Origin of the sequence: Nakamurella sp., from assembly GCF_048594475.1 — a bacterium.
Lineage (GTDB): Bacteria > Actinomycetota > Actinomycetes > Mycobacteriales > Nakamurellaceae > Nakamurella.
This window is the reverse complement of sequence record NZ_JBMDXT010000017.1, coordinates 1-13,316: the sequence shown is the minus strand read 5'-3', so window position 1 is coordinate 13,316 and position 13,316 is coordinate 1. Positions and strand designations below refer to the sequence as shown.

At 73.7% G+C, this 13,316-nt stretch carries 11 protein-coding genes; 6 read left to right on the top strand and 5 right to left on the bottom strand.

Annotated features, from left to right (window positions below):
• Together ACOJUF_RS00920 and ACOJUF_RS00915 are read right to left on the bottom strand one after the other, a co-directional pair.
• The coding region (locus ACOJUF_RS00920; RefSeq protein WP_420119985.1) for a 2-oxoglutarate dehydrogenase E1 subunit family protein at positions 1–307 on the bottom strand (307 nt) is incomplete at its 3' end.
• Between the two features lie 89 nt (positions 308–396).
• A complete protein-coding gene (locus ACOJUF_RS00915) occupies positions 397–4,287 on the bottom strand; it encodes an ABC transporter ATP-binding protein (protein ID WP_420119986.1) in 3,891 nt (1,296 codons plus the stop codon).
• A gap of 284 nt (positions 4,288–4,571) precedes the next feature.
• Here ACOJUF_RS00915 and ACOJUF_RS00910 point away from each other — a divergent pair, with 284 nt between their 5' ends.
• Positions 4,572–5,756: a lysylphosphatidylglycerol synthase transmembrane domain-containing protein gene (locus tag ACOJUF_RS00910; protein ID WP_420119984.1), complete on the top strand. Its 1,185-nt coding sequence runs from the start codon at positions 4,572–4,574 to the stop codon at positions 5,754–5,756.
• On the opposite strand, the gene ACOJUF_RS00905 is transcribed toward ACOJUF_RS00910, so the two are convergent.
• Positions 5,707–6,141 carry an NADAR family protein gene (locus ACOJUF_RS00905; RefSeq protein ID WP_420119983.1) on the bottom strand — a complete coding sequence of 145 codons (435 nt, stop codon included), beginning with the start codon at positions 6,139–6,141 and terminating at the stop codon, positions 5,707–5,709. The two genes, ACOJUF_RS00910 and ACOJUF_RS00905, sit on opposite strands and share 50 nt — an antisense overlap.
• Positions 6,138–6,968: a PIG-L deacetylase family protein gene (locus ACOJUF_RS00900; protein ID WP_420119982.1), complete on the bottom strand. Its 831-nt coding sequence runs from the start codon at positions 6,966–6,968 to the stop codon at positions 6,138–6,140. The genes ACOJUF_RS00905 and ACOJUF_RS00900 overlap by 4 nt, the downstream gene beginning before the upstream one ends.
• A gap of 59 nt (positions 6,969–7,027) precedes the next feature.
• Here ACOJUF_RS00900 and ACOJUF_RS00895 point away from each other — a divergent pair, with 59 nt between their 5' ends.
• From ACOJUF_RS00895 to ACOJUF_RS00885, 3 genes are read left to right on the top strand one after another with little or no spacing between them, the layout of a single operon-like run.
• Positions 7,028–8,155 carry a glycosyltransferase family 4 protein gene (locus ACOJUF_RS00895; RefSeq protein WP_420119981.1) on the top strand — a complete coding sequence of 376 codons (1,128 nt, stop codon included), beginning with the start codon at positions 7,028–7,030 and terminating at the stop codon, positions 8,153–8,155.
• A complete protein-coding gene (locus tag ACOJUF_RS00890) occupies positions 8,152–9,744 on the top strand; it encodes a phytoene desaturase family protein (protein WP_420119980.1) in 1,593 nt (530 codons plus the stop codon). Before ACOJUF_RS00895 ends, ACOJUF_RS00890 begins: the two co-directional genes overlap by 4 nt.
• On the top strand, positions 9,741–10,202 hold the full coding sequence (locus ACOJUF_RS00885; RefSeq protein WP_420119979.1) for a nucleoside deaminase: 462 nt from the start codon (positions 9,741–9,743) through the stop codon (positions 10,200–10,202). Before ACOJUF_RS00890 ends, ACOJUF_RS00885 begins: the two co-directional genes overlap by 4 nt.
• Positions 10,203–10,486: 284 nt before the next feature.
• Here ACOJUF_RS00885 and ACOJUF_RS00880 read toward each other — a convergent pair whose 3' ends face one another.
• Complete coding sequence (locus ACOJUF_RS00880) at positions 10,487–11,449, bottom strand: nucleoside hydrolase (protein WP_420119978.1); 963 nt, start codon at positions 11,447–11,449, stop codon at positions 10,487–10,489.
• A gap of 130 nt (positions 11,450–11,579) precedes the next feature.
• Here ACOJUF_RS00880 and ACOJUF_RS00875 point away from each other — a divergent pair, with 130 nt between their 5' ends.
• Together ACOJUF_RS00875 and ACOJUF_RS00870 are read left to right on the top strand one after the other, a co-directional pair.
• Positions 11,580–12,359 carry an electron transfer flavoprotein subunit beta/FixA family protein gene (locus ACOJUF_RS00875; protein ID WP_420119977.1) on the top strand — a complete coding sequence of 260 codons (780 nt, stop codon included), beginning with the start codon at positions 11,580–11,582 and terminating at the stop codon, positions 12,357–12,359.
• 26 nt (positions 12,360–12,385) lie between these two features.
• On the top strand, positions 12,386–13,316 hold a 931-nt coding region (locus tag ACOJUF_RS00870; RefSeq protein ID WP_420119976.1), incomplete at its 3' end, for an electron transfer flavoprotein subunit alpha/FixB family protein.

The following is a 13,316-nucleotide window of genomic DNA, read 5'->3' as shown; positions in this document are numbered from 1 at the left end:
GGGGCGGCGGCGGGGGAGTGGCGGCGCGGGCGGGCGGTGGCGGCGGGCCGGCCGGCTTGGCCGGGGCGGCGCTGCCGTTCGCGACCGCCTTCGTCGCGGCCGGTGCGGCCGCGCTCGACCCGGCGGTGGTCGGGGAGGCGGCGGCCGATCCGTTCGCCTTCACCCCCACGAGTGCGCTCGGCGCCTTGGCGTCGGCGAAGAACTCCCGCCAGATGGGATCCACGCTGTCCGGGTCGGCGAGGAACTGCTGGTACTTCTCCTCGACGAACCAGTCGTTGGGACCGAACTCTGGCGCTGCTGACGACACGGTCGATGTCCGCCTCTTCTGATGATGGTGGGCCGGTGTCCCCAGGCTAAACCTGTGGCCGATGCCGATGCTCGGGTGGATGAGTGGCGTCACCCACTTGTTCGCGCCTGTTCGGCGTAGAGCCGGGTGTACACCCCGCCCGCGGCCAGCAACTCGTCGTGGCGACCGGTCTCGGCCACCCGTCCGTGGTCCATCACCACGATCCGGTCGGCCCGGGCCGCGGTCGTGAGCCGGTGCGCCACCACCACGGTGGTGCGACCGCGCGCCAGCCGGTCGGTCGCGGCCAGCACGGCCGCCGCGGCCGCCGGGTCCAGGGCCGCGGTCGCCTCGTCCAGCAGCAGGATCTGCGGGTCGACCAGCTCGGCCCGGGCCAGCGAGATCAACTGTCGCTGCCCGGCGGACAGGTTGCGGCCGCGCTCGTCGACCAGATGGTGGAAGCCGCCGGTCAGCGAACCGATCGCGGTCAGCGCCCCGACCGCGCGGGCCGCTGCCTCCACCTCGGCGTCCGTTGCGTCGGGCCGGCCGTAGGCGATGTTGTCCCGGACGGTGCCGATGAACAGGTGCGGCTCCTGGGGCACCACGCCGAGCCGGCGCCGGTAGGCCGGCAACGCGAACCGGCGCAGGTCGGTGCCGCCGGCGACGACCGATCCGGCGGTCGGGTCGTAGAACCGGGCCAGCAGCTTGACCAGGGTGGACTTGCCGGCGCCGGTCGAGCCGACGACGGCGACCGTCTCGCCGGGGGTGAAGGTCAGGCTCACCCCGTCCAGGGCCGCCGCGCCGCCGCCGGCGTACCGGAAGGCGACGTCGACCGTGGCCAGGTCGCCCAGCCGCGCCGGCACCGGCACCGGCGTCCGGGCCGGCGGGGTCGACGTCGGGGTGTCGAGCAGTTCGCCGATCCGGCGCAGGCCCACCTGGGCCTGCTGGTAGGAGTCGAACACCTGCGACAGCTGCTGGATGGGGGTGAAGAAGCTGTCGAGGTAGAGCACGAACGCGATGAGGGTGCCGACCGTCATGGTGCCGGCGATGACCCGTAGGACGCCGGAGCCGAGCACGGCGGCGGCCGCCAGTTCGGACATCAGCGCGACGAAGGGGAAGTAGAGGGAGATCGCGGTCTGCGCCCGCATCCGGCTGCGCCGGTAGTCGTCGCTGCGGGCGGAGAAGCCCTCGGCGTTGCGCTGCTGCCGGCCCAGGGCCTGCGAGACCCGCAGCCCGGCCACGTTCTCCTGCAGGTCGGCGTTGACGATGCCGACCTTCTCCCGGGCGTCGTGGTAGGCGCGGGCCGAGAAGCGGCGGAAGACGATGGTGGCCACGACGACCGGCGGCAATGCCAGGAACGCGACCAGGGCCAGGCCCAGGTCCAGGACCATCAGCACGACGGCGATTCCGAGGAAGGTGGCCAGGGACACCACGGAGGTGACCAGCCCGGTCTGCAGGAACGTGGACAGCGCGTCCACGTCGGTGGTCATCCGGGTCATGATCCGCCCGGCCATTTCCCGCTCGTAGTAGTCCAGGCCCAACCGCTGCAGGTGGGCGAACTCCCGCCGGCGCAGCCGGTAGAGCACGTTCTCGCCCGCGCGACCGGCGGCCAGCAGCTGGAACCGCTGGATGAGGTAATCGGCCACCACGACCAGCAGCGACAGGCCGGCCGCGGTGAGCACGACCGAGACCGATCCGGCGGAGACGCCGTTGTCCACGCCATAGCGGATGAGCACGGGCAGCAGCAGGCTCGCCCCGGCGTCGGCCGCGACCAGGACGAGCGCAACCGTGAGCAGGCCGAGCACCGGCCGCAGGGTCCGGCGCAGGCTGAAGGGGCCCGACTCCGCGCCGGTGACCGGCAGCGGTCGCTCGGTGGCCGGCGGCTGGGCGGCGCCCTGGGCCAGCCGCGCGGGGGTGGGTGGCACGGAACCGAGCATGCCGGCGAACCCGCCGCCCCCGCCCCCGGCCCGGCCGCCGCCCATCCGCAACGGGGCGGCGCCGGCGGCGCGCAGCGCCTGATTCCCGGCCCGGGTCAGTTCGGCCTCCCTGGCCGCCGCCTCCCGGGCGGCCTCCGCCGCCGGCCCGTCCGGCCCGTCCGGCCCGTCGGGTGCGGCGCCGGGCGGGCCGGCCGCGTCGGACGGCGGCCCGGTCGGCACCCGGGTCGAGGGCCAGAGCTGCGGGGTGATGCCGGAGGCGTCCGGCAACCAGGCCGGGGCCGCGGTCGCCGGCTGGTCCGCCGCGAGCTCACCGCCGAGCAGCTGGCGGTACCGGGGGCAGCGGCCGATCAACTCGGTGTGGGTGCCGACGTCGATGACCCGGCCGGCGTCGACCACGGCGATCCGGTCGGCCAGGTCCAGGGTGGAGCGCCGGTGCGCGACCAGGATGGTGGTCCGTTGGGCGGTGACCCGGCTCAAGGTGGCGTGGATGGCCGCCTCGGTGGCCGGGTCCACCGCGCTCGTCGCGTCGTCCAGGATGAGCACTCGCGGGTCGGACAGCAGGGCGCGGGCCAGGGCCAACCGCTGCCGCTGGCCGCCGGACAGGGTCAGTCCCCGCTCGCCGATCACCGTGTCGTACCCGTCGGGCAGGGCCTCGATGAACTCTGCGGCCTCGGCGCCGGCGGCGGCCGCCTCGATGTCCTGCCTCGTGGCGTCCGGCCGGCCGTAGGCGATGTTGGCGGCGATGCTGTCGGAGAACAGGAAAGCCTCCTCGAACACCACTCCCACCGTGCTCCGCAGGTCGGCCAGGGCGACGTCGCGGAGGTCCGTCCCGCCGACCCGGATGACGCCCCCCTGCGGGTCGTAGAACCGCGGCAGCAGCAGCGACAGCGTGGACTTGCCCGAACCGGAGGGACCGACCAGGGCGACGGTGGAGCCGGCCGGCACGTCGAGGTCGAACGACCGCAGGACCGGCTCGGTGGCCTGGTAGCCGAACCGGACGTCGGCGAAGCGCACATTCAGCGGCCCGGCCGGCAGGGTCCGGGGGTCGGCCGGCTCGGTGATCTCCGGCAGCGAGTCGATGATCTCCAGCACCCGCTCCACCGAGGCCCGGGCCTGCTGGGCCAGCACCAGCAGCATCGTCAGCATCCGGGTCGGGGCGACCAGCTGGGCCAGGTAGAGCGTGAAGGCCAGGAACGTGCCCAGCGAGATCGACCCGCCCAGGGCCAGCCAACCGCCCAGCGCGAGCACGCCCACCTGGCCCAGGGAAGTCAGAGCCTGCAACGTCGGGCTGATCGCCGCGGTGCTGCGCACGGCCCGCATGCGGGTGGCGAACAGCGCGGTCGCGCCGGCGTCGAGCCGGGCCAGCTCCCGCTCCTCCTGGCCGAACGCCTTGACCACCCGGACGCCGGTGACGTCCTCCTCGACGATCTCGGCGACCTCGGCCGCGGACTGCTGCGCGGCCCAGGTGGCCGGGAACAGCTTGGTCCGGGTCAACCGGGAGACCAGCACCACGGCGGGCACGACCAGCAGCGCCATCACGGTCAGCAGCGGCGAGAGCATCAGCATGATGACCAGGGAGACGACGAACAGCACCACCTGGCCGGCCGACAGCGGCAGCATGGCCAGCAGCGATTGCACCATCTGCAGGTCGGAGTTCGCCCGGGAGACCACCTGCCCGGTCCGCAGCCGATCCTGCCCCGAGCCGTCGAGGCCCTGCAGGGCCCCGAAGACGTCCTGGCGCATGTCGTGCTGCACGTCCAGGGACAGCCGCCCGCCGGCCCAGCGCCGCAGGAAGGACGAGCCGAACCGGATGAGCGCCAACGCGACGAGACCGGCGATGACCCAGCCCAGGTTCGCGGTCGAGCCGGCGGTGGCGTCGTCGACCGCGACCTGGGTCAGCAGCGGGGTGAGCGCGCCCAGGCCGACGCCGCCGACCGCGGCCAGCCCGGCCAGCAGGGTGATCACCGGGTGCCGCCGGCAGTACCCCCACAGCCGGCGCACCCAGCCGGCCCCGGCCGGGCCCGGGTCGGGCCGGTCGGCAGCGTCGCGGCGGCCGCCGGCCGGCATCGCGTCTGCGGCCGTCGAGGTGGAGGCGGTGGGTGGCACACCGACACGGTAGACGCGCCCTCGGACAGTGCCGTCGGGCGCGAATCCGGTGGCCGGTCGGTGCCCGGTGGGTGCCCGGTGATCGGTGGGTGATCGGTGGGTGATCGGTCGGTGATCGGGTGGGCCCGCGGTCCGGTGGTGCGGGCCGGCGGTCCGGCGGGCCGGCGGTCGCGGGCGCCGACGGACCGGCTACCGGCCGAGTGCCGCTGACCCGGACGGGCCCGCGAGCATGACACCCTGGTGCCGTGCAGCCCATCCCCCCATCGGCCTCGTCGCCGGGGCCGCCGGAATCGGTCGCGGAGCCGGACCCGGTGCCGCGGCCGTGGTGGCGCCGGGGGCGCGTGTGGTGGCGGATCGTCCGCGACGTCGGGTCGCTGGCCCTGGCGGTGGCCCTGTTGATCTGGGGTCTGCCGCGCATCGCCGGCGTCGGGTGGAACGAGATCGCCGAGCCGTTGGGCCGGCTGCCGGTGTCGGCGTTGGTGCTGCTCGGCGCATTGCAGCTGTGCGCGCTGTTCGCGTTCACCTTCACCATCACCGGCGCCCTGCCGGGGATCAGCCACGGCCGGGCCCTAATGGTGAACCTGGCCGGTTCGCTGGTGGCCAACACCCTGCCGTTCGGGGGCGCCCTCGGCGTCGGCGCGACGTACGCGATCTGCCGGTCATGGGGCTTTCGCCGCTCCGCCATCGGCATCTCGGTCGTGCTGGGCGGGGTGTTCGCGACCGCCGGCAAGGTGGTGCTGCCGCTGGTCGGGCTGGCCGCCCTGCTGCTGCAGGGCGGCCACATCAGCCCGGCGCTGCGCGACGCCGCCCTCGTCGGAGTGCTGACGCTGGTCGCGGTGCTGGCGCTGTTCGTCGTCGTCATGGTCAGCGACCGGGCGGCACACGCGGTCGGGCGGGCGATCCAGCGGGTCGCCGAGGCCGTGCTGCGACTTCTCCGGCGGCCCACCACCCTGGGCTGGGAACAGGGCATCGCGCAGCTGCGGGCGCAGACCCAGGACGTCATGCGCCGGGGCTGGCTGAAGATGACCTTGGGCACGTTGGGCTACTTCGTCGTCTACTTCTTCCTGTTCTGGATCTGCCTGCACATCTGTGGCGCGGTCGTCGGCGTCGGGACGATGCTGGCGGCCTTCGCGCTGGGCCGGTTGCTCACGTCGGTCGCCGTGACCCCCGGCGGCCTGGGCCTGGTCGAGGCCGGGTCGGTCGCCCTGCTGGTGGCGATGGGCGCGAACGCCGCCGAGGCGGCCGCGGGCACCCTGCTGTTCACGATCTTCACGCACGTCATCGAGATCCCGTTCGGGATCGTCGCCTGGCTGGTCTGGCTGTGGGGTCGCAAGAAGCGGCCGGCCGAACCGGAGGCGGACGCCGACCCGGAGGGGCGGGTCAGGCCAGCTCCGCCCGGATCTGCATCAGCAGCTGCCCCAGGCGATTGACCCCGGATCCGTCGCCGCCGTCGCCCCAATAGGCGTCGTGCTCGGTGTGTTCGACCAGAGGGGTGTCGCCGGTGCCGACGAGCAGGGCCCGCAGATCCCGGTGCTGGGTGAACTTGGCCAGCAGCCCCGTGCGCATCACCTCGTCCCGGACGGTGAGCCAGTCCGCGCGCAGCGCGACCGTGCGGTCGCCGCCCAGCGACTTGGCCGCCGCCGGCGTCGGTTCCCGCCGGATCCGCCCGGCCTGCGGCAGGCCGGGGAACTTGGCCGCCTGGAAGTAGTGCTCGCTGGTCGGCCAAATCAGTCCGTCGACCGTCACGGGTGATGGGTAGAAGTTGGAGAACTCGCCCCACGGCTCGTCGGGCCCGTAGAACCGGATGGCGGTCACCCGAGCTCCCGGGGCGGGAGGGTGGCGAACAGCGAGCGGTGCCGCCGGGGGACGGTCAGGCCCGGCTGCCGGTACCACTCGCGGCCGAAGACGGCCCCGAACAGCGGAGGCGGGATCCTGGTGAAGACGCCGAGCGTGCGGGCGCCGGAATCCGCCGTCGCCTGCGAGGCATGGGCCCGCATGGAGGCCCGCCGCGACCGGGCGTAGCGGCGGACGTCGATGCAGTGGGTCACGTCGGCGGCGGCACTGTAGGCACGGGTCCACGGAGTGAGATCGACCTGCCGGGACCGTGGCAGCAGCCGGTTGACCTGCCGGGCCGCGGCCAGCAGCCGGGCCCGCGGCACCGTCGCCTCGAGCAGCAGCGGGGTGCCGGCCATCGCCTGGGCGGCCGCCGCGACGTGGTGCACGGCGACATGGTCCGGGTGCCCGTACCCCCCCTGGGCGTCGTACCCGACGACGACGTCCGCCCGCTCCTCCCGCAGCAGATCGGCCACCCGCCCGGCCACCTCGGTGACCGGGGCGTCGGCGAGCCGGGGCCGCCGGCCGGGCGGCGGGGGCGGCGTCGGGTCGGCGGCCAGCCCCGAGTCGGCGTAGCCGAGGAGCTCGACCCGGCTCACCCCGAGCGCGTCCGCGGACGCGTGCAGTTCGGTGAGCCGCCGCTCGCCCAGGTCCGCGCGGAGCCCGTCGGCGGCCAGCCCGGCCTCGCCGGCGGTCGCGACCACCAGGACGACGCGGTGCCCGTGCGCGGCGAGGGCGGCCATGGTGCCGGAGGTGAGCAGGGCCTCGTCGTCGGGGTGGGCGTGGACGAAGACAACGGTGCGGGGCACCGGACTAGTCTGACCCAGAGCCGGGGACGACCGGGTCGCGGGAGCGGAGGCGGTGGGTCGTGCGGGTGGCGCACATCTCCGACTGCTTCGTCCCGCGGCTGGGCGGCATCGAGATGCAGGTCAACGACCTGACCCGGCGGCAGCAGGAGGCCGGTCTGAGCCCCGAGGTGCTGACCGCGACGCCGTTGCCCCGCCGGATGCGGGGCCGTTCCTTCCCGGTGCCGATCCACCGGTCCGGTCTGCCGATCCCGGCGGAGATCGCCAACAACCCGATCCCGTCCCGGCCCATCCGGCGTCGGCTGCGGGCCGGCGGCTACGACCTGGTGCACGTACACGCCGGCGTCGGCTCGCCGTTCGCCGCGGCCGGGGTCCGGGTGGCGCTGGAGCTGGGGCTGCCGGTCGCGGTCACCGTCCACTGCCTGCCGGCCGGATTCCGGTTGCCCGACGTCCTGACGCCGTGGGCCACCCCGGAGGTCGCGCGGCGGATCGCGCTCAGCGCGGTCAGTGAGGCGGCCGCCCGGCCGCTGCGCGAGCGGACCGGGGTCGACGTGGCCGTCGTCCCCAACGGCCTGGACCCGCAGGACTGGGCGATCGAACCCGTCGCCCACGAGCCCGGGGTGGTCGAGGTCGTCAGCACCATGCGGCTGTCGGTGCGCAAGCGGCCGCTGCCGATGCTGGCGATGGTGCTGGCCGCCCAGCGGCGCCTCGCGGCGGCCGGTTCGCCGGTCACCCTGCGGCTGACCGTGTTCGGGGACGGCAAGCTCATGCCCCGCATGCGGCGCTACGTGCGCCGGCACGGCATGGCCGACACGGTGCGGCTGGCCGGTCGGGTGGACCGCGCCGAGCTGACCGAGATCTACCGGCGCGCCGACATCTTCCTGGCCCCGGCCCATCTGGAGTCGTTCGGGATCGCGGCGCTCGAGGCCAGGTGCGCCGGCCTGCCGGTGGTCGCGATGCGGGCGACCGGGATCACCGAGTTCGTCGCCGACCGGCGCGAGGGCCTGCTGGCCGACGGTGACCCGGGCATGACCGCGGCGCTGGTCGAACTGGCCACCGACGAGCCGCTGCGCAGCGGCATCGCCGCGCACAATCGGGCCACCGCCCCCCCGACCGCCTGGACCACCGTGCTGGACACGGTCGACCGCGAGTACCGGCGGGCCATGACGATCCGAGGGGCGACCCGATGACCAGCGGTGTGACGGGCGGCTCGGCCGGGGATGTGCTGGTGCTCGGCGGCGGCCACAATGGCCTGGTCGCAGCCATTCTCGCGGCCACCGCCGGGCGGTCGGTCACCCTGCTGGAGCGCGCGGACCGTCCCGGCGGGGCCACGGTGGGGGAGCGGGTGTTCCCGCCCCACCCGGTCCGGCTGTCCCGCTACGCCTACCTGGTCGCGCTGATGCCGGACGAGCTGATCCGGCGGTTGGGCATCTCGGTACCGCTGGCGTCCCGGGCGGTCTCGTCCTACACGCCGGTGCTGCGGGACGGGGTGGCCACGGGGCTGCTGGTGGAGCGCCACCGGGGTCCGGCCACCGAGCAGTCGTTCCGCGAGCTGACCGGCTCCGGCGAGGATTTCGCGGCCTGGCGGCAGCTGTATGCCGAGCTCGAGACCTTTGCCCGGGTGGTCGCTCCCACCCTGACCGGACCGTTGCGACGCCGGCACGAGGTGAAGGACGCCGTGATCGCCGCCGCCGGATCGCAGATCTGGACGGATCTGGTGGAGGAGCCGATCGGCGCGATGATCGAGCGCCGGTTCGCCGACGACACGGTGCGCGGCGTCGTGGCGACCGACGCGCTGATCGGCACCCATACGTCACTGTTCGCGGCGGATCTGCTCGCCAACCGCTGTTTCCTCTATCACCTGATCGGCCGGGGAACCGGCGAGTGGCTCGTGCCGATCGGCGGCATGGGTGCCGTCTCCGACGCGCTGATCCGGCGGGCCCGCGAGCTGGGCGTGGAGATCGTCTGCGACACCGAGGTGCTCGACATCGCGGAGGGCGGCTCCGCCGTCACGGTGACGGGGACCCGGGACGGTGCCGAGTTCACCATGTCGGCGCCCCACCTGCTGGCGGCGATCGCCCCCGCCGTGCTCGACCGCTGTCTGGGTCGGGAGACCGAGGACCCGGTCGGCGCGCAGATCAAGGTCAACATGCTGCTGGACCGATTGCCCCGCCTAAAGTCCGGTGTCGATCCGCGCGTCGCCTTCGCCGGAACCATGCATCTGAACGAGGAGCTCTCGGAGCTCGAAGCGGCATATGCGATCTCGCGCGCAGGCACCCTGCCGGCGGTCGTCCCGTCCGAGGTCTACTGCCACTCGCTGACCGATCCGACGATCATGAACGGGCATCCCGGCGCCACCCTGACGCTGTTCGGCCTGCACACCCCGATCGACCTGTTCCGCGCCGACCCGGCGGCTGCCCGCGCCGCCGCGGCCCAGGCCGCGCTGATCGCGCTGCAGAAGCATCTGGCCGAACCGCTGCTCGACTGCCTGGCCCGGGACGCCGACGGCGAGCCCTGCGTCGACATCGCCTCGCCCCTCGACCTTGAGGGCAGCCTGAACATGCCGGGTGGCAACATTTTTCATGACGACCTGAGCTGGCCCTGGCTGGCCGACGGGTTTCCCGCCGACGGTCCGGCCGCCGCCTACGGCGTCGAGGTGCCCGGTTCGCGGCGGATCCTGCTGGCCGGCGCGGGGTCGCGCCGCGGCGGCGGCGTGTCCGGGCTGGGCGGCGCCGCCGCCGTCGACGCCCTGCTGGAGATGACCGGAGGAACGACGTGACTGGTGCGCTGGTGGATCCGGACTACCTGGCCGCCGCCGTGCGGGCGGCCCGGCAGGGCCTGGCCGAGGGGGGCATCCCGATCGGGGCGGCGCTCATCGTGGACGGCGGGGTGCTGGCCACCGGTTGGAACAAGCGCGTCCAGCTCGGCAGCGCCATCCGCCACGGCGAGACCGACTGCCTGGAGAACGCCGGCCGGCTGCCGGCCACCATCTACGCGAGATCGACCATGGTGACCACGCTGTCGCCGTGCGACATGTGCACCGGGGCGATCCTGCTCTACAAGATCCCGCGGGTCATCATCGGCGAGAACCAGACGTTCATGGGCGCCGAGGATCTGCTGCGGTCCCGCGGCGTCGAGGTCACCGTGATGGACGACCCGGAGTGCGTGGCCATGATGACCGCGTTCATCGCCGACCGGCCCTCGCTCTGGAACGAGGACATCGGCGTGCCGGACTGAGAAATGGTGCATCCCCTGGACGCCTTGCTACGGGACGTCGTCCACCCCATCGCCCGGCCTTGACCGCCCGCACCTGACCGCGCGGATCATCTTCGCCGGCGCGGCCAATGTCGTTGACTCCCGTCCCACCATCCCCATTCGGTGCGACTTGATCCGCGCAGGAATCCACAGACCCATCGGACGACCTGTCCACACTCCCGCGCGGATGAAGTCGTCGACTTCTGTCCCACCGATCACATTCGGCGTGAGTTCGTGCGCGCCGGGGTAGTTGATCCGCGCGCGGATCAGCCCAGGAGGGTGCGCACCCACAGGTCCGCATAGCCGCGGGCGTCGACGTGCTCGGCGACATCCACCGTGGTGGCCGGGATCCAGCCGGGGAGCCGGACCCGGTCGGCCGGCGACTCGCGCCGGTCGACCAGCGTCTGGCCGCGGGTGTAGCCGAAGCCGGTCTCGACCCGCACCGGGTGCGGATGGGTGGTCAGGCCGTCGGGGTCGGCGACCGCGCAGACGGTGCCGGCGTCGCCGATGGTGATCGCGTCCACGCCCAGCAGGGAGCAGCGGGCCCGGATCAGCGCCGCGGCCAGTTGACCGGCCGGGTCGAGCGATGCCGCCAGGCGGTCGGCGTCGGACCGGTCGACCAGTACTTGACCGAAGACGTCGAGCCCGTACATGGTGACCGGGATGTCCAGGTCGCGGGCGGCGGCCAGGGTGATCGCGGCGGCCTCGGGGTCGTGGAACACGTTGTGCTCGGCCGCTGCGGTGACGTTGCCGGATCGGGCCGAGCCGCCCATGAACACCAGCCGTTCGATGCCGGCGGCGGCCTCCGGGTGGGCCCGCAGCAGCAGCGCGAGGTTGGTCAGCGGCGCGGTGGCGATCAGGGTGATCGGCTCGCCGGTGGCCACCGCGGCGGACAGCTCGTGTCGCAGCAGGTCGACCGCCGGCCGCCGGTCGATGCGGCGGTCGGACTGCCGGCCGAAGCCGCCGAGCCCGTCCTCGCCGTGGAACCGGCCCGCGTCGGGCGGCAGCACCAGCAGGGGCGCCGCCGCGCCCCGAGCCAGCGGGATCTCGCCGGCGCCGGCCGCGTCCAGCACGTAGCAGGTGTTGGCCACGACCTGGTCGACGCCGGTGTTGCCGCCGACGCACGTCACCGCACGAAGCTCGACGCCGGGGTGCCGGACCGCGAACATCAGGGCGAACGCGTCGTCGATACCGGTGTCCACGTCCATGATCACCGGTGTGGGAGCCATGACCGCAAGCCTGCCATCCGGCGGCCCGGTGGCGTAAGCTACTCGTCAGTAACTTAGCTGGCCGACCGGCGGAGCCGGGTCGGCGGGCATGATGGGTTCTCCGCACATGCACAAGGGGTGAATGCCGGCGATGAACATTGCCGTTCTGATCAAGCAGGTACCGGACACCTGGTCGGAGAGGGTCCTCAAGGACTCCGACTGGACATTGGACCGGGATGCCGCCGATGCCGTCATCGACGAGATCGACTCGCGCGGGGTCGAGGCCGCGTTGCAGTTGGTCGAGCAGCACGGCGGCGAGGTCACCGTGGTCACCATGGGCCCGGAGCGGGCCACCGAGTCGCTGCGCAAGGCGCTCGCGATGGGGGCCGACAAGGCGGTGCACGTCGTCGACGACGGGCTGGCCGGTTCCGATGCGCTGCAGACCTCGGCGGCGCTGGCCGCCGCGATCGGCACCCTGTCGGCCGACCTGGTCATCACCGGCAACGAGTCGACCGACGGTCGCACCGGATCGGTCCCGTCGATGATCGCCGAGCGGCTGGGGCTGCCCCAGGTGACATCGGTGCGCAGCCTCGAGATCGACGGCACCACCGTCCGGGCCGAGCGTGTGCGCGACGGCGGCTACAGCGAGGTCACCGCCGCCCTGCCGGCCCTGGTCTCGGTCACCGAGAAGATCAACGAGCCGCGCTACCCCGGCTTCAAGGGCATCATGGCCGCGAAGAAGAAGCCGTTGACCGTGCTGGGCGTCGGCGACCTGGGCCTGGACCCGGCGAGCGTCGGCCTGGCCAACGCCTCGTCGGTGGTGCTCGACGCGGCGCCGCGCCCGGCGCGGGAGTCCGGCGAGAAGATCACCGACGAGGGCGCGGGCGGCAGCAAGGCCGCCGAGTTCCTGGCCGCCGCGCGGCTCATCTGACCGGCCGGACGAAGGAGACGACTGACATGTCCGAAATTCTTGTTCTGGTCGAGCAGCACGAGGGTGCACCGGCCAAGGTCACCGGTGAACTGCTGGCCGCCGCCGCCCGGCTCGGGGAGCCGGCCGCGGTCGTCGTCGGCAAGCCCGGCACGGCCGAGTCGCTGGCCGCGGAGCTCGGCGCCATGGGCGCCGCGAAGGTCTACGCGGCCGAGTCCGACGAGGCCACCAGCTTCCTGGTCACGCCCGCCGTCGCCGGCCTGGCCGCGGCCGCGTCCGCCGGCGACCCGGCCGCGATCCTGCTGGCCGCCACCGTCGAGGGTCGGGAGGTCGCCGGCCGGCTGGCCGTCCGTCTCAACTCGGGTCTGCTGGCCGACGTCGTCGACGTCGAGCTGCGCGACGGGGCCGTCGTGGGCACCCACTCGGTGTTCGGCGGCTCCTACACCGTGCATGCGAAGGTGGCGACCGGCGTTCCGGTCCTCACCGTCCGGCCCGGCGCGATCGAGGGTGCGGCCCCCGCCGCGTCGCCCGCCGTGACCCAGCTCGAGGTGACGGTCGATCCCGCGATCTCGGCGGTCATCGTCGCCGACCATCCGGAGCCGGCCGGCGACCGGCCCGAACTGGCCTCCGCGTCGGTCGTGGTCTCCGGCGGCCGGGGGGTCGGGTCGGCGGAGAACTTCAAGATCGTCGAGGAGCTGGCCGACGCGTTCGGCGGCGCCGTGGGTGCCTCGCGCGCCGCGGTCGACTCCGGCTACTACCCGCCGCAGTTCCAGGTCGGGCAGACCGGCACCACCGTGTCGCCGCAGGTCTACGTCGCGCTGGGCATCTCCGGTGCGATCCAGCACCGCGCCGGCATGCAGACCTCCAAGACGATCGTCGCGGTCAACAAGGACGCCGACGCCCCGATCTTCGAGATCGCCGACTTCGGCGTCGTGGGCGACCTGTTCGCCGTCGCCCCGC